Raw genomic sequence first — 15,428 nt, 5'->3', positions numbered from 1 at the left:
ACGTCTTGTGCCCGGTGTACGCAGGATCCTTCGCAACCTGACCTCACGACTCAGGTTAGGGCTGTTCGGCCGCACATTTCTGCTGCTGGCAGCCCTGATGCTCGTGAGCCTCGGGGCATGGCTGCAGGTTTTCTTCAGCATGGAACTCGGCCCGCGCGCCAACCAAATGGCGCAACGGGTCATCACGGCCGTCAATATCACCCGCACCGCGCTGATCTATTCCGACGACACCGAGCGCAGCAAGCTGCTGCTGGACCTGGCCACCAACGAGGGGATCCAGGTCTATCCCCGCGAAGTCACGGATTTCACCGAGGCGTTGCCCGAAGACGACTACTGGCAACGTGTCGCCCAGCATATACGCACCCGCTTTGGGCCCGAGACCCAGATCATGTGGGGCGTCAATCAGGTTCCGGGCTTCTGGGTCAGTTTCCAGATCAACCAGGACTTGTATTGGCTCGTCTTCGAACGCGAACAAATCGGCCTGACGGGCGGCATTGAATGGCTGGGCTGGGGCGCCACTGCCCTGTTGCTCTCTCTCGTGGGGGCTGCGGTCAGCGTGGGCTTTGTCAATCGGCCGCTCTCCCGCCTGGCCCGGGCGGCACAGGTACTGTCCCGTGGCGAAACACCTGCCTCCCTGCCCGAAAACGGCCCGCTGGAGATCCGGGATCTCAACGCCTCGTTTAACCGGATGGCAAAAGACCTCCGGCAAGCCGAAGCCGATCGCGAACTGATGCTGGCGGGGATTTCGCACGATTTACGCACTCCGCTGGCCCGCATGCGGCTCGAGATCGAGATGAGCGGCGTGTCCGAGGATGCGCGCCAGGCGATCGACGATGACCTGGGGCAAATCGATCACAGCATCGGCCAGCTGATGGAATACGCTCGCCCCGCGGGCTCCCTGCCCCAAGTCGCCACGAATATCTCCGAAATCCTCGCAGAGCTATACGAGCGCGAACGCAGCCATACCGCCTCTTTAGGCGGCAATCTGGACGCGTTCATCGAACCCGACCTGCACGCCCGCGTCACGGCCCTGGACCTGAAACGCGTTGTCAGCAACCTCATCGAAAATGCCCGCCGCTACGGCCGTTCTGCCGATGGCCAGGCTCATCTGATCATGAGTCTGCATGGTGAAGGCAGTTCGCTGATCATCGAAGTCTCTGATCGTGGGCCGGGCATCGCCCCCGATGACGTCGATCGCCTGCTCCGCCCCTTTTCTCGGGGCGAGGCAGCGCGCACAGGCGTCAGCGGAGCAGGCTTGGGCTTGGCCATTGTCGAACGGTTGCTCAAGCACGTGGGCGGCTCACTGAAAATGCTGGAACGGGCGGGCGGCGGATTAACCGCAAGGATAGAGATTCCCAAAGCTCGATTTAGAAATTATCAATTAGACAGCGATAGCCAATAGCGTAAAATTTGGGTCTTAGCACGCGATACTGTGTGCCTTCATTCCACCCAACAACTTACGGGAGCATTCATGAAAACTGTTGGCGATAAACTCGAGCCCTTCAAGGTTGCCGGTGTCAAGCCTGGCTTCAATCAGCACGAAGAAAACGGTGTTTCGGCGTTCGAAGACATCACCGAAAGCTCCTTTCCCGGCAAGTGGAAAATCATCTACTTCTACCCGAAAGACTTCACTTTCGTGTGCCCGACCGAAATCGTCGGCTTCAACAAGCTGGCCAATGACTTCGCAGACCGCGACGCTGTCCTGCTGGGCGGTTCCGTGGACAACGAATTCGTGAAGCTGGCATGGCGCCGTGAGCACCCGGACCTGAACAAGCTGGGTCACTACCAATTCGGCGACGTCACCGGCTCGCTGATCGACCAACTGGGCATCCGTGACAAAGAAGCTGGCGTCGCTCTGCGCGCTACCTTCATCGTCGATCCGGACAACACCATCCAGCACGTGTCGGTCAACAACCTGAACGTGGGTCGCAACCCCGAAGAAATCCTGCGCTTGCTCGACGGTCTGCAAACCGATGAGCTGTGCCCCTGCAACCGTACGGTTGGCGGCGCAACGCTGTAATTTCTCAGCCCGGCCCTGCCGGGCTTTTCCTGATCCAGATTATAGGTAAAAACTATGGAATTCATCTCAGCCATCAAGGAGCAACTGCCGGATTGGGCCAAAGACATTCGCCTGAATCTGGACGGTGTGATTGCCCGTTCGACGCTGGCCCCCGAAGACGCCGTAGGCGCCGCCCTGTCGGCCGCCTTTGCAGCTCGCAGCCCCGTGCTGATCGAGGCATTCAAAAGCGGCCTGTCGGAAACCGACGCCAATGCCGCGCTGACGGCCTCGGCGTTGATGGGCATGAACAATGTCTGGTATCCCTACGTGGAGATGACCGGCGACGATCAGCTCAAAAGCCTGCCGGCGCAGTTGCGGATGAATGCATATGCGACGCATGGCGGGGTGGATAAGAAACGCTTCGAGCTGTTTGCCTTGGCGGCTTCCATCATCGGTAAATGCCATTTCTGCGTGCAGTCGCACTATGAGAATCTGAAGAAAGATGGATTCAGTGTGGAGCAACTGCGGGATGTGGGGCGGATTGCGGCTGTGGTGAATGCTGCGGCGTTGTCGTTGGCTGCCCAAGGGAAGTGATTTTGCTGCGGGTGGTTTAGTAGTACTTATGGACGTCGATGCGGGGCAGTGGCTGCGTGGGGGCTTCACGTGGCCGGTCCGGCGCCCTGCGCGCCGGACATCGCGTTCGCTCACCTCGTCCGCGCGTTCGCGCTCCCTACGGTGTCCGCTCCGCTCGACCACGAGGCGCTCACATGCAATAGATGCACCATCAAAGCAGTGCGCCACGCATCATCGTCGCAAGCCTCGATCGCAGCCAAGCAGATCTTCCAACTGGCACCACGCCACCCCGTCGCATGCCCGGACCGATCGCTTGAGGGGGACGCGCAGGGCGTCCGCCGAAAGCAGCACCGTAAGATCTTTCTCTCTTCCATTGCGGCTGCAGAAAAACGCCAAGCAAGAAAGTCGTGCCGGCGATGCAGAGAATTCTAATTGCTGCCAGTCGAGCCGAGGCAATCGGCCCGGCCGGGCGCCTCAAAGTCGAGCGAGCAGCCACCGTAGGGAGGCCCGTAGGGGCCCGCGCGCCGGACCGACTTTGTGAAGCCCGGCCGGGCCGATTGCCTCGGCTCGACGACCAACAGAACCCTGCCCCCCGATTCAGCCCAAAAAAAACGCACCTCATACAGAGATGCGCCCGAACAACTCTCACCCTCTAGCCACAGGATGCCGCTTAAACAGATACCGAAACACAAACCCCGGATACCCCAGCACCAGATACAGACTAAAGGTGATCGCGTAAAACTCCCACCGCTGAGCAAACGGATTCCCCAAGGCCGCTTCAAAAGCAAACCCCAGGCCCATCACCATTGCGTAATACAGCAAGAGCTCAACCATACGCAGCCAGAACGGCTTGACCACGGTGCCCCGTTTCCACGGCAGCACCGTCAACACTCGCTCAGTCAAGAACGGCAAATTCGCGCTGACTAAAGCAAGAGCGATGAGCAGCCAAACAGCCAAGGTCTGGTTCATGACCATCCCCCTATCGTGTTCGACCGCGTCATCGCCCTATTACGCACAGGTATCGCCTACCTCACAGACCCAGAGAGGTCTGAATCGCGTGCACGCACAATGCCATCAAGCCACCAGGCAGAATACCCAGGACGAGGATCAATGCGCTATTGACCGACAACACACCGCAATGGCTGGAAGGTGCCGCGATCTTGCCAGCGTCAGCAGCCGGCTCGTCGAAGTACACCACCTTGACCACACGCAGGTAGTAGAACGCGCCGATCAGCGAAAACACCACGGCCACCACCGCCAGCCACACGTAGCCGGCATCCACCAGCACTTGCAGCACAGCCAGCTTGGCGTAGAAGCCCACCATCGGAGGAATACCCGTCAGCGAGAACATCAACAGCAGCAGCAATGCAGCATGCCACGGGCTGCGGCGGTTCAGGCCCTTGAGGTCATCGATCTGCTCGCACTCAAAACCCTGACGCGACAACAACAGAACCATGCCGAAAGTGCCCAGCGTGGTCAGCACATAGATCAGCATGTAAAACAACGACGCACCGTAGGCATTCGCCGACGCATCAGGTTTACCTGCCACGACACCCGACATCAGCCCCAACAGCACGAAACCCACATGCGAAATCGTGGAGTACGCCAGCATGCGCTTGAAGTTCGTCTGCGCGATCGCAGTCAGGTTACCAATGGCCAGCGACAGAATCGCCAGGATCATCAGCATCGGTTGCCAATCGGCAGCCAGACCATGAAGGCCTTCCACCAGCAAACGCAGCGTAATCGCAAACGCGGCCAGCTTCGGCGCAGCGCCCAGGATCAGCGTCACAGCAGTCGGGGAACCCTGGTAAACGTCAGGCACCCACATATGGAACGGCACCGCGCCCAGCTTGAACGCCAGACCCGCCACCAGGAACACCACGCCGAATACCAGCGCCATATTTTCCTGCTTGCCAGCCGCGATGACATTGGAAATCTCGACGATATCCAGATGGCCAGTCGCCCCGTACACCATGGACATACCGTACAGCAGGAAACCCGAGGCCAATGCGCCCAGCACGAAATACTTCATGGCGGCTTCGGTGGCGACCACATCATCACGACGCAACGCGATCAAGGCATACAGCGCCAGAGACATCAGTTCCAGGCCCAGATACACGCTGATCAGGTTACCTGCCGAGATCATCACCATCTGGCCTAACAGCGCCATCAGCGATAACACATACAGTTCACCGCCGCGCAGCATGTCGCGGACTTGTGCGTAAGCACGGCCGTAAATCAGCGTCACCGCAACGGCAATGTACGACGCGACCTTGAGCAGGTGCGACAGATTGTCGGCCACATACAGGCCATTGAACGTACGACCCACCGTGCCGTTTTTCCATTGCAGCAACGAGACGACGGTCACCACACCCAACGCCAGCAGCGTCAGCACAAAAGTGGGCTTGCGCTCGGGATGAGTGCTGATCGCATCGATCAGCAGAATCGCCAGACCGAAAATCAGCAACAGAATCTCGGGCGTAGCCAAGGCGAAATCAATGTGAGATTGCATCATGAGTCAGTCTTACAGTTTCGAGATGGCAACGTGTTGCAGCAGGGCCTCGACCGAAACGTGCATGACGTCGGTAAAGGGCTTGGGATAGATACCCATGTACAACACAGCGATAGCCATCACGCCAAGAATCAGGAATTCACGGCCGTTGATATCGGTGAGTTCACGCACATGATCGTTGGCGATATCACCAAAGGCCACGCGCTTGACCATCCACAGCGAGTACGAGGCCCCCAGAATCAGCGCCGTCGCAGCCAACAGACCGATCCAGAAGTTGTGCTCGACCGCACCCATGATGACCATGAACTCGCCCACGAAACCGCTCGTGGCGGGCAAGCCGCTATTGGCCATGGAGAACAGCACAAAGAACGTCGTAAAGCGCGGCATGACGTTGATCACACCGCCATAATCGGCAATGCGCCGCGAGTGCATGCGGTCATACAGCACACCGATACACATAAACATCGCACCCGACACGAAACCGTGCGAGATCATCTGAACGATCGCACCCTCGACACCGGCGGTGTTGAAGATGAAAAAGCCCAGGGTCACAAAACCCATGTGAGCCACGGACGAATACGCGACCAGCTTTTTCATGTCGTCTTGCACGATGGCAACGAGACCGATATAGATCACGGCAATCAGCGACAACGCGATCATCAGGCCAGCCAGGCTATGCGAGGCATCCGGTGCAATCGGCAACGAAAAACGCAGGAAGCCATAGGCGCCGAGCTTGAGCATGATGGCCGCCAGCACGATCGAACCGCCGGTAGGCGCCTCGACGTGGGCATCCGGCAACCAGGTGTGCACCGGCCACATCGGCACCTTGACCGCGAACGCTGCGAGCAAGGCCACAAAGATCAGGATCTGCGGCGTGTGGCCCAGTTTGACTTGGTGCCAGGTCAGGATATCGAACGAGCCGCCCGAAACATTCCACAGGTAGACGAATGCCACCAGCGTCAGCAACGAGCCCATCAAGGTGTACAAGAAGAACTTGAACGCAGCGTAGACGCGATTCGGACCGCCCCACACCCCGACGATGATGTACATCGGGATCAGCGTGGCTTCGAAGAACACGTAGAACAGCATGCCGTCCAGCGCCACGAACACGCCCACCATCAGACCCGAAAGGATCAGGAAGGCGGCCATGTACTGCGATACGCGGCTGGTGATGACCTCCCAGCCTGCCAGCACCACGATGATGGTGATGAAGGCGGTCAGCAGCACGAACCAAAGCGAGATACCGTCGATACCGAGGTGATAGTTGACGTTGAAGGCTTCGATCCAGGGGGCTTTTTCGACGAACTGCATGGCAGCCGTCGAGGAATCAAAACCGGTGTACAGCGGAATCGTGACCAGAAAGCCCGCAATCGCGCCAATCAAAGACAAGCCACGTGTCAGCCCAGGCCGGTCATCGCGGCCCAGGGCCAGCACCAGCAGGCCGAATACGATCGGAACAAAGATCGCAAGCGTTAGCCAGGGAAAAGTGTTGGATGCCATGTCGCTTGCCATCATTGGGGAATCAGCACAAAGAAAGTAATCAGAGCCATGATGCCGATGATCATCGCGAACGCGTAGTGATAGATATAGCCGGACTGCAGATGACGGCTGATTGCAGCCACCCAGCCGACCACACGAGCGCTGCCGTTGACCAGCAAGCCATCGATCAAGCCGCGGTCGCCGCGTTGCCACAGGCCGTAGCCCAGGCAGCGCGCGCCACGCGCGATGATCTGTTCGTTGACCCAGTCGACGAAGTACTTGTTCTCAAGCACTTTGTTCACGCCCGACAAGCTGGACTTGATCGCAGCCGGGACCTTGGGGTTGATCAGGTAGCAGTACCAGGAAATCACTGCGCCGGCGACCACCAGCCAGAACGGCAGGGTCTGGAATGCATGCATCCCGAAGGCCACCCAGCCGTGCCATTCTTCGTGCAGTTCGTGCATGGCGGGATGCTGCGGCAGCACCTTGATCACGCCGTCGAAGAAACCGCCGAACAGCATCGGATCGACCACCCAGGCGCCGATCAGCACCGACGGAATAGCCAGCAACACCAGGGGCAGCGTCACGACCCATGGGGACTCGTGCGGCGTGCCGCCGTGATGGCCATGATCGTCGTGACCGTGGTCGTCATGACCATGGCCGTGCGCGTGGCCACCGCTGGTATCAAAGCGTTCCTTGCCATGGAATACCAGGAAGTACACGCGGAACGAGTACAGCGAGGTCACGAACACGCCGATCAGGGTTGCGTAATAAGCGAAGGTCGCGCCCCACACGTTGGCGGCACCCGCAGCCTCAATGATGTGTTCCTTGGAATAGAAACCAGAGAAGAACGGGGTCCCCACCAGCGCCAGCGTGCCCAGCAGGAACGTGATCCAGGTAATGGGCATGTACTTGCGCAGGCCGCCCATGTTGCGGATGTCCTGATCGTGGTGCATGCCGATGATGACCGAGCCCGCCCCCAGGAACAGCAGCGCCTTGAAGAACGCGTGCGTCATCAAGTGGAAGATCGCGACCGAGTAGGCCGAGGCGCCCAGCGCCACCGTCATGTAACCGAGCTGCGACAGTGTGGAATATGCCACCACGCGCTTGATGTCGTTCTGGATGATACCCAGGATACCCAGGAACAATGCGCCGATCGCACCGATCACGATGATGAACGACAGCGCCGTATCCGACAGTTCGAACAGTGGCGAGAAACGCGCCACCATGAAGATACCGGCGGTCACCATGGTGGCCGCGTGGATCAGCGCCGAGATCGGGGTCGGACCTTCCATCGAGTCGGGCAGCCAGGCATGCAACGGCACCTGGGCGGATTTACCCATCGCACCGATGAACAGGCAGATACATGCCACCGTCAACAGCATCCAGTCCGTGCCGGGCAGCGTTTGAGCAGCCAGCGTATCGGCCTGGGCAAACACCTCGCCGTAGTGCATGGTGCCAGCGTAGGCGAACAGCAGGCCGATCCCCAACACGAAACCGAAGTCACCGACGCGGTTGATCAGAAAGGCCTTCATGTTGGCGAAAATCGCCGTCGGACGGGTGTACCAGAAACCGATCAGCAGGTACGACACCAGGCCCACGGCTTCCCAACCGAAGAACAGCTGAACCATGTTGTTGGACATGACCAGCATCAACATCGAGAAGGTGAACAGCGAGATGTAGGCGAAAAAGCGTTGATAGCCAGGATCATCCGCCATGTAGCCGATGGTGTAGATGTGCACCATCAACGACACCGAGGTGACCACCACCATCATCATGGCCGACAGCGGATCGATCAGGAAACCGATCTCGAGTTTGGTCTGGCCGATCAGGCTCCAGGTGTAGACGGCGCCGTCAAAGGTGTGGCCGTTGAGCACGTCGCGCAGCACGATCACCGAGCCGATCGCGGAGATCAACACCCCCAGGATGGTGATGATGTGGGAACCGCGGCGGCCGATCGGCCGGCCCAGGAACCCGGTGCCGAACAGCCCGGCGAGGATCGCACCGGCCAAGGGGGCCAGCGCAATCAGCAAGTACAGATTGGGTGAACTAGACATTTTCTTCCAATACCCCGTCAGCCCTTCAGGCGATCGAGTTCGTCAACGTTGATCGTGTTCAGGTTACGGAACAGCAGCACCAAAATCGCCAGACCGATGGCGGCTTCGGCAGCAGCCACCGTCAGGATGAAGAACACGAACACCTGGCCGGCGGTATCGCCAAACCAGCTGGAAAACGCCACGAAGTTCATGTTGACAGCCAGGAGCACCAGCTCGATGGACATCAGCAGGATGATCAGATTGCGGCGGTTCAGGAAAATGCCAAAGATACCGATGGCGAACATGATCGCCCCCAGCACCAGATAATGAGCCAGCGTCAACGTCATTGTTTTTCTCCTTGGGCACCGTCGGCCGGCGTGGCGACGCGGCCCTGGGCACGATCGCTCTGTGCAGGCATGCTGACCAGGCGGAAACGGTCTTTGGCGCGCACACGCACGGCGGCGGCGGGATCGTTGTACTTGGCGTCGCGACGGCGGCGCAGAGTCAGCGAGATGGCGGCAACCATACCGACCAGCAGCAATGCGGCGCCGACTTCGACGGCGTACACATATTGCGTGTACATCACCTCACCCAGGGCACGGCTGTTGTTGTAGTCGCCGGCAGTCACGGCCTGCGGGCCCGCGCCATACCAGGTGCTGGCCAGCACGAACGACATTTCAAGCACCAGCACAACACCGATGATCAGCCCCAGCGGCAGATAGGTCTTGAGTCCGCCGCGCAAGGCGTCGATACGGATATCGAGCATCATGACCACGAACAGGAACAGGACCATGACAGCGCCGACGTACACCAACACCAGCAGCAGCGCCAGGAACTCGGCCCCGAGCAGCATCCACAGCATGGCGGCGTTGGCGAACGCCAGGATCAAATGCAGTACGGCAGTCACCGGGCTGCGCGCCGTGATGACGCGGAACGCGGCGATCACCAGGACCGCAGACAATATGTAGAACAGGACAGTGGTAAAAGTCATGAGTCAGACCTTGGGCGTCAACGGTATGGCGCGTCTTCGGCCCGGCGGCGGGCGATTTCGGCTTCGTAGCGGTCGCCGACGGCGAGCAGCATGTCTTTGGTGAAATAAAGGTCGCCGCGCTTTTCACCGTGGTATTCGTGAATGTGGGTTTCCACGATCGAATCCACAGGGCAGCTTTCTTCACAGAAACCGCAGAAAATGCACTTGGTCAGATCGATGTCGTAGCGCGTAGTGCGGCGAGTGCCGTCGTCACGCACGTCCGATTCGATCGTGATGGCCAAGGCCGGACATACGGCTTCGCATAGTTTGCACGCGATACAGCGCTCTTCCCCATTGGGATAGCGGCGCAACGCGTGCAAGCCACGGAAACGCGCCGACGTCGGCGTTTTTTCCATCGGATAACGCAAGGTGACCTTGCGCTTGAAAAAGTACTTGCCCGTCAGGCGCATGCCCTTGAGCAACTCGGCCAGCATCAGGCTGCCGAAGAAATCTTTGATCGCTTCCATATCCTGCCTCTGCTTGACGCGTTAACGCCAAATGTTCCAGGGCGTCTGCATCCAGATCGCCACCACGACCAGCCAAACGCCGGTCAGCGGGATGAAAATTTTCCAGCCCAACCGCATGATCTGGTCATAGCGGTAACGAGGGAACGACGCGCGGAACCACACAAACAACGACACCACGCAGAATGTCTTCAGACCCAGCCACAACCAACCCGGAATCCAGGTCAACGGCGCGATATCGATCGGCGGCATCCAGCCTCCCAGGAACATGATCGCTGCCATGGCTGACAACAGAATCATGTTGGCGTATTCGCCCAGGAAGAACAGGGCAAACGCCATACCCGAGTATTCGACCATGTGGCCGGCCACGATTTCGGATTCGCCTTCGACGACGTCAAACGGGTGACGGTTGGTTTCGGCCACGGCCGAAATCACATAGATCACGAACAGCGGCAACAGCGGCAGCCAGTTCCACGACAGGAACGTCAGGCCACGCTCGGCAAACCAACCGCGGCCCTGCCCCATCACGATCTCGGACATGTTCAGGCTGCCGGAAACCAGCAACACCGTCACCAGCACGAAACCGATGGCCAACTCGTAAGACACCATTTGTGCCGAAGCCCGCAGCGCGCCCAGGAAGGCGTACTTGGAGTTCGACGCCCAACCTGCAACGATCACGCCATACACGCCGATGGAGGTGATCGCCATCACGTAGAGCAGACCCGCATTGACGTTGGCCAGCACGATCTCGGGACCGAACGGCACCACGGCCCAGGCGGCCAAGGCCGGCATCAGCGTGACAACCGGCGCCACGACGAACAGGATCTTGTTGGCCTGCGTGGGAACGACGACTTCTTTGGTGAGCAGCTTGAACACGTCGGCAAACGGCTGCAGCAAGCCCCGGAAACCGACACGGGTCGGTCCCAGACGCACGTGCATCCAGCCAATCATCTTGCGTTCCCAGTACGTGAGGTAAGCCACGCACAAAATGATGGGAACCGCGATGACGACGATCTTGACGATCGTCCAGATCACCAGCCAGGCCGTCGGGCCCAGCAAGGCCTGACCGTGGCTTTCAAGAGTATTGAGCCATTCCATGTCAGGCACGCTCCACGCTGATTTCACCGAATGCGCCACCCAGGGCGGCAGTTTGTTCGAAGGCCGCCGCAATGCGGACCGAACGATCGGCCACAGCATCATCCTGGACGGTTTCAAGCTCGACCGAACCGGCCGCACCGCTCACGCGAACCTTGACGCCTGCAGCCAGGCCCAGCCCAGCCAAGGTGGCGCCGTTCATGCGTGCCGCGGGGGCCTGCGACGCGGGTGCGTCTTGCAGGGGCCACGAACGACGCACGATGGCATCGGTGCGATAGATCGGCACATCGGTCACTCGTTCGAGCGATGTGGCCACCTGGCCCAGGCCACGCGGGGCCTTGATCTCGTTGGACAGACGGCTCTCGATGCCACCGGCCAGCGCGGTGTCGCGCACGGATTCGGAGGTCTCGTCGTCAAAGCCCGGCAGTTGCAACACATTGCCCAGCACGCGCAGGACTTTCCAACCGGGACGCGTCTGACCCAAGGGGGTAACGGTGCCCTTGAAACTCTGCGGCAGGCCCTGGGCGTTGACAAAGGTGCCCGAGGTTTCGGTAAACGGCGACACGGGCAGCATGACGTCGGCCCAATCCTCGGCGGACGATGCATACGGCGTGAGCGCCACAGCGAACTCAGCGGCGCGCAACGCAGCCACGGCCTGGGGACCGTTGTCGGCATCCAGCGAGGGCTCGGCGTGCAGCACGATATAGGCCTTGAGCGGCTCGGCCAACATGGCAGCAGCAGTTTTGCCGCCCTGCCCCGGCACGGCGCCGGCCAGATAACCGCCCACCGTATTGCCACCGGCGGTCAGGAACCCGAAGCGCGCACCGGCGATATCGGCGATGCTGCGTGCGTTGGCAGCCAGGAGCGAAGCCTGCGGCGATGCGACGGCCAGATTGCCCATCAACACAGCGACGTTGCTGCCCGAGGCCAGGCTGGCGGCGATACGCTTGGCGTTTTCGTCCGGCGTCACCGAGGCGAACTCGGCGGGAACGGATTGCTCTTTAGCTTGGGCCAGCGCTACTGCGACTTGGGCCAGAGCCAGCGGCAAGCCCGACGGCGCAACCGTGATACGGCCAGCCACCGGCAGCAGAGGATCATCCGCGGCGCTGTCAACCAGCAATACTTGCGTGCCGCGCTTGGCAGCCTGACGCAGGCGCTGCGCCATCAGCGGATGATCTTTGCGCAGGAACGAACCGACCACCAGCACACGATCCAGCGAATCCAGATCGGCAATCGGCATGCCCAGCCACGGCGCGCCCGACAAGGCAGCGTCGAAGCTCGCGTCGGTCTGACGCAGGCGGAAATCGATGTTTTCCGAACCCAGGGCGCGCACGAGACGGCCCAGCAAGGCGAATTCTTCGGTCGTGGCGTACTCGGCAGCCAAGGCGCCGATCTGGCCCGCGCCGTGGCTATCACGCACGCGCGACAGGCCCTGGGCGACGGCTTGCAGCGCATCGGCCCAGGAGGCCTCCTGCCACTTGCCGTCCGCGCCCTTGATCATCGGAGCGGTCAGACGATCGCCACTGTTCAGACCCTCGTAGGAAAAGCGATCGCGGTCGCTGATCCAGCATTCGTTGATGGCCTCGTCCTCGAAAGGCACGACGCGCATGGCGCGTTCGCCCTTGACCTGCACCACCAGATTGGCGCCCAGGCTATCGTGCGGGCTGACCGTACGGCGGCGCGCCAATTCCCAGGTGCGGGCGGTATAGCGGAACGGTTTGGAGGTCAACGCGCCGACGGGACAGAGATCGATCATGTTGCCGGAGAGCTCCGACTCGACCGAGCGGCCCACGAAAGTCGTGATCTCGGAATGCTCGCCGCGGCCCAGCATGCCCAGTTCCATGACGCCGGCGATTTCCTGGCCAAAGCGCACGCAACGGGTGCAGTGGATACAACGGGACATTTCCTCGGCCGATACCAGCGGGCCGAGATCCTTGTGAAAGACCACGCGCTTTTCTTCGCGGTAACGCGAGGCAGAGCCGCCATAGCCCACGGCCAGATCCTGCAACTGGCACTCACCGCCCTGATCGCAGATCGGGCAATCGAGCGGGTGATTGATCAGCAGAAATTCCATGACCGACTTCTGCGCGGCCTTGGCTTTTTCTGAGCAGGTGTGCACCACCATGCCATTCGTGGCCGGCGTAGCGCAGGCGGGCAGCGCCTTGGGCGCTTTTTCCACTTCAACCAGGCACATGCGGCAGTTGGCCGCGATGGACAGTTTCTTGTGGTAGCAGAAATGGGGCACATACAAGCCGATCTTCTGGGCCGCATGCATCACCATGCTGCCCTCGGGGACTTCGACCTGATTGCCGTCGACGGTTAATTCAACCATTGCTGTTCCTGAGACCTACAGATAATGCGGAACCACACACGACTTGTGCTCGATGTGGTGCGCGAATTCGTCGCGATAGTGCTTGAGAAAGCCGCGTACCGGCATAGCGGCAGCGTCACCCAGTGCGCAAATGGTGCGACCCATGATGTTGCCGGCCACGTTGTCGAGCAGATCGAGGTCTTCTTTGCGACCTTGGCCATGCTCGATACGGTGCACCATGCGGTACAGCCAGCCCGTGCCCTCACGGCACGGCGTGCATTGACCGCAGCTTTCTTCGAAGTAGAAATACGACAACCGTAACAGCGACTTCACCATGCAGCGGGTTTCGTCCATGACGATGACCGCACCCGAACCCAGCATGGACCCGGCCTTGGAGATCGAGTCGTAGTCCATGGTGGTGTCCATCATGATGTCGGCGGGCAGCACGGGTGCGCTCGAACCGCCGGGGATCACGGCCTTGAGTTTCTTGCCGCCACGCATGCCGCCAGCCAATTCCAGCAGCTTGGGGAACGGCGTACCCATCGGGATCTCGTAGTTGCCCGGACGCTCAACGTCGCCCGAGATCGAGAACAATTTGGTGCCACCGTTATTGGGCTTGCCGACTTCGAGATAGGCCTGGCCGCCATTGCGGATGATCCAGGGCACCGCCGCGAAAGTCTCGGTGTTGTTGATGGTGGTGGGCTTGCCGTACAAACCAAAACTGGCCGGGAACGGCGGCTTGAAACGCGGCTGGCCCTTTTTGCCTTCGAGGGACTCGAGCAGCGCGGTTTCTTCGCCGCAGATGTAGGCACCGTAGCCATGGAAGGCATGCAGCTGGAAGCTGAAATCGGAACCGAAGATCTTGTCGCCAAGGAAACCGCCGGCGCGGGCTTCTTCGAGAGCCTCTTCGAAGCGCTGATACACCTCGAAGATCTCGCCGTGGATGTAGTTGTAACCCACGCTGATGCCCATGGCATAGGCGGCAATCGCCATGCCTTCGATCACGATATGCGGGTTAAAGCGCAGGATGTCGCGATCCTTGAACGTGCCGGGCTCGCCTTCGTCGGAGTTGCACACCAGGTATTTTTGACCCGGGAATGCGCGCGGCATGAAGCTCCATTTCAGGCCCGTCGGGAAACCCGCGCCGCCACGGCCGCGCAGGCCGGAGGCCTTGACCTCGGCAATCACGTCCTCGGGCTTCATGCCCGTGGTCAGGATCTTGCGCAACGCCTCGTAGCCGCCGCGCTTGACGTAGTCTTGCAGGTGCCAGTTGCTGCCGTCGACGTCCGCCATGATTTGCGGCGCAATATGACGGCCATGCAGACACATGGAATTCGACAGATCGTTCAGCGGGTTGGGATCCAAGCCCTGAGCCAAACGTTGGTACAGATCGGGCGCGTTCATGCCGATTCTCCTTGCGCTTTCAGGCCTTGGACCAGCGCGTCGAGTTTTTCTTCGGTCATACGCACACACATATGTTTGTTGTTGACCAGCAGCACGGGCGAATCACCGCAAGCCCCCATGCATTCACCTTCGACCAGCGTGAACAGGCCGTCGGGGGTGGTCTCACGGAACTCGATACCCAGCTTGCGCTTGAGGAAATCGCCCGCCTTTTCGCCATCGCGCAAGGCACAGGGCAAATTCGTGCACACGGAGATCTTGTGCTTGCCTACGGGCCGGGTGTCGAACATGTTGTAGAACGTGGCGACTTCCTGCACTGCGATAGGAGGCACGCCAATGTAATTGGCCACATCTTCGAGCACCTCGGGAGGGAGCCAGCCTTTTTCTTCTTGCGCGATGGCAAGCGAAGCCATGATGGCCGACTGGCGCTGGTCGCCCGGGAACTTGGCAAGTTCCCGATCGATTTTCTGATAGGCCTGTGCGGAAAGCAGCATAGTTTGAATCCGGGTTATGCGGGGCGGTCGGGCT

14 protein-coding genes are annotated in these 15,428 nt (G+C 60.2%); 3 read left to right on the top strand and 11 right to left on the bottom strand.

The window, feature by feature from the left end:
* The first annotated feature begins 7 nt into the window (after nt 1–7).
* The 3 genes from risS (at nt 8) to ACNA0I_RS23190 (ending at nt 2,593) form a co-directional block, all read left to right on the top strand.
* Nucleotides 8–1,402: a sensor histidine kinase RisS gene (gene risS, locus ACNA0I_RS23200; protein ID WP_460478166.1), complete on the top strand. Its 1,395-nt coding sequence runs from the start codon at nt 8–10 to the stop codon at nt 1,400–1,402.
* Between the two features lie 69 nt (nt 1,403–1,471).
* Nucleotides 1,472–2,020 carry a peroxiredoxin gene (locus tag ACNA0I_RS23195; RefSeq protein WP_415808391.1) on the top strand — a complete coding sequence of 183 codons (549 nt, stop codon included), beginning with the start codon at nt 1,472–1,474 and terminating at the stop codon, nt 2,018–2,020.
* Nucleotides 2,021–2,074: 54 nt separating this feature from the next.
* Entirely contained in the window at nt 2,075–2,593 is a 519-nt protein-coding gene (locus ACNA0I_RS23190; RefSeq protein ID WP_415808390.1) for a carboxymuconolactone decarboxylase family protein, read from the top strand.
* A 624-nt stretch (nt 2,594–3,217) separates the two neighbouring features.
* Here the strand turns inward: ACNA0I_RS23190 and ACNA0I_RS23185 are convergent.
* The 11 genes from ACNA0I_RS23185 to nuoE form a co-directional block, all read right to left on the bottom strand.
* Nucleotides 3,218–3,541: a DUF2818 family protein gene (locus ACNA0I_RS23185; RefSeq protein ID WP_415808389.1), complete on the bottom strand. Its 324-nt coding sequence runs from the start codon at nt 3,539–3,541 to the stop codon at nt 3,218–3,220.
* Nucleotides 3,542–3,602: 61 nt separating this feature from the next.
* Nucleotides 3,603–5,087 (bottom strand): NADH-quinone oxidoreductase subunit NuoN, encoded by a 1,485-nt coding sequence (gene nuoN, locus ACNA0I_RS23180; protein ID WP_415808388.1) that lies wholly within the window; start codon nt 5,085–5,087, stop codon nt 3,603–3,605.
* Nucleotides 5,088–5,096: 9 nt separating this feature from the next.
* Nucleotides 5,097–6,599 carry an NADH-quinone oxidoreductase subunit M gene (locus tag ACNA0I_RS23175; RefSeq protein ID WP_415808387.1) on the bottom strand — a complete coding sequence of 501 codons (1,503 nt, stop codon included), beginning with the start codon at nt 6,597–6,599 and terminating at the stop codon, nt 5,097–5,099.
* Complete coding sequence (gene nuoL, locus ACNA0I_RS23170; RefSeq protein ID WP_415808386.1) at nt 6,596–8,620, bottom strand: NADH-quinone oxidoreductase subunit L; 2,025 nt, start codon at nt 8,618–8,620, stop codon at nt 6,596–6,598. The genes ACNA0I_RS23175 and nuoL overlap by 4 nt, the downstream gene beginning before the upstream one ends.
* A gap of 17 nt (nt 8,621–8,637) precedes the next feature.
* A complete protein-coding gene (gene nuoK, locus ACNA0I_RS23165) occupies nt 8,638–8,946 on the bottom strand; it encodes an NADH-quinone oxidoreductase subunit NuoK (protein WP_094821460.1) in 309 nt (102 codons plus the stop codon).
* The gene (locus ACNA0I_RS23160) at nt 8,943–9,590 is read right to left on the bottom strand and encodes an NADH-quinone oxidoreductase subunit J (protein ID WP_415808385.1); all 648 of its coding nucleotides are present in this window, start codon (nt 9,588–9,590) and stop codon (nt 8,943–8,945) included. The genes nuoK and ACNA0I_RS23160 overlap by 4 nt, the downstream gene beginning before the upstream one ends.
* Nucleotides 9,591–9,607: 17 nt before the next feature.
* On the bottom strand, nt 9,608–10,096 hold the full coding sequence (gene nuoI, locus ACNA0I_RS23155) for an NADH-quinone oxidoreductase subunit NuoI (RefSeq protein ID WP_094821462.1): 489 nt from the start codon (nt 10,094–10,096) through the stop codon (nt 9,608–9,610).
* A gap of 21 nt (nt 10,097–10,117) precedes the next feature.
* Nucleotides 10,118–11,191 (bottom strand): NADH-quinone oxidoreductase subunit NuoH, encoded by a 1,074-nt coding sequence (nuoH, locus tag ACNA0I_RS23150; protein ID WP_415808384.1) that lies wholly within the window; start codon nt 11,189–11,191, stop codon nt 10,118–10,120.
* Between the two features lies 1 nt (nt 11,192).
* Nucleotides 11,193–13,520, bottom strand: coding sequence for an NADH-quinone oxidoreductase subunit NuoG (gene nuoG, locus ACNA0I_RS23145; protein WP_415808382.1), 2,328 nt, complete (start codon nt 13,518–13,520; stop codon nt 11,193–11,195).
* Between the two features lie 15 nt (nt 13,521–13,535).
* A complete protein-coding gene (nuoF, locus tag ACNA0I_RS23140; RefSeq protein ID WP_415808381.1) occupies nt 13,536–14,903 on the bottom strand; it encodes an NADH-quinone oxidoreductase subunit NuoF in 1,368 nt (455 codons plus the stop codon).
* On the bottom strand, nt 14,900–15,394 hold the full coding sequence (gene nuoE, locus ACNA0I_RS23135; RefSeq protein WP_094821466.1) for an NADH-quinone oxidoreductase subunit NuoE: 495 nt from the start codon (nt 15,392–15,394) through the stop codon (nt 14,900–14,902). The genes nuoF and nuoE overlap by 4 nt, the downstream gene beginning before the upstream one ends.
* Between the last annotated feature and the right edge of the window lie 34 nt (nt 15,395–15,428).

The organism is Bordetella muralis, assembly GCF_965139205.1.
GTDB lineage: Bacteria > Pseudomonadota > Gammaproteobacteria > Burkholderiales > Burkholderiaceae_B > Bordetella_A > Bordetella_A muralis.
The sequence above is the reverse complement of the archived record's forward strand: the minus strand, read 5'-3'. Positions and strand labels throughout refer to the sequence as shown.

Excerpts from the sequence above, each read along its gene's own strand:
- ACNA0I_RS23160 (WP_415808385.1), bottom strand. The coding sequence starts at position 9,590 with ATGACTTTTACCACTGTCCTGTTCTACATATTGTCTGCGGTCCTGGTG.
- nuoH (WP_415808384.1), bottom strand. The coding sequence starts at position 11,191 with ATGGAATGGCTCAATACTCTTGAAAGCCACGGTCAGGCCTTGCTGGGC.
- ACNA0I_RS23185 (WP_415808389.1), bottom strand. The coding sequence starts at position 3,541 with ATGAACCAGACCTTGGCTGTTTGGCTGCTCATCGCTCTTGCTTTAGTC.
- nuoK (WP_094821460.1), bottom strand. The coding sequence starts at position 8,946 with ATGACGTTGACGCTGGCTCATTATCTGGTGCTGGGGGCGATCATGTTC.
- nuoL (WP_415808386.1), bottom strand. The coding sequence starts at position 8,620 with ATGTCTAGTTCACCCAATCTGTACTTGCTGATTGCGCTGGCCCCCTTG.
- ACNA0I_RS23190 (WP_415808390.1), top strand. The coding sequence starts at position 2,075 with ATGGAATTCATCTCAGCCATCAAGGAGCAACTGCCGGATTGGGCCAAA.
- nuoG (WP_415808382.1), bottom strand. The coding sequence starts at position 13,520 with ATGGTTGAATTAACCGTCGACGGCAATCAGGTCGAAGTCCCCGAGGGC.
- nuoN (WP_415808388.1), bottom strand. The coding sequence starts at position 5,087 with ATGATGCAATCTCACATTGATTTCGCCTTGGCTACGCCCGAGATTCTG.
- nuoE (WP_094821466.1), bottom strand. The coding sequence starts at position 15,394 with ATGCTGCTTTCCGCACAGGCCTATCAGAAAATCGATCGGGAACTTGCC.
- ACNA0I_RS23175 (WP_415808387.1), bottom strand. The coding sequence starts at position 6,599 with ATGATGGCAAGCGACATGGCATCCAACACTTTTCCCTGGCTAACGCTT.
- nuoF (WP_415808381.1), bottom strand. The coding sequence starts at position 14,903 with ATGAACGCGCCCGATCTGTACCAACGTTTGGCTCAGGGCTTGGATCCC.
- nuoI (WP_094821462.1), bottom strand. The coding sequence starts at position 10,096 with ATGGAAGCGATCAAAGATTTCTTCGGCAGCCTGATGCTGGCCGAGTTG.
- ACNA0I_RS23195 (WP_415808391.1), top strand. The coding sequence starts at position 1,472 with ATGAAAACTGTTGGCGATAAACTCGAGCCCTTCAAGGTTGCCGGTGTC.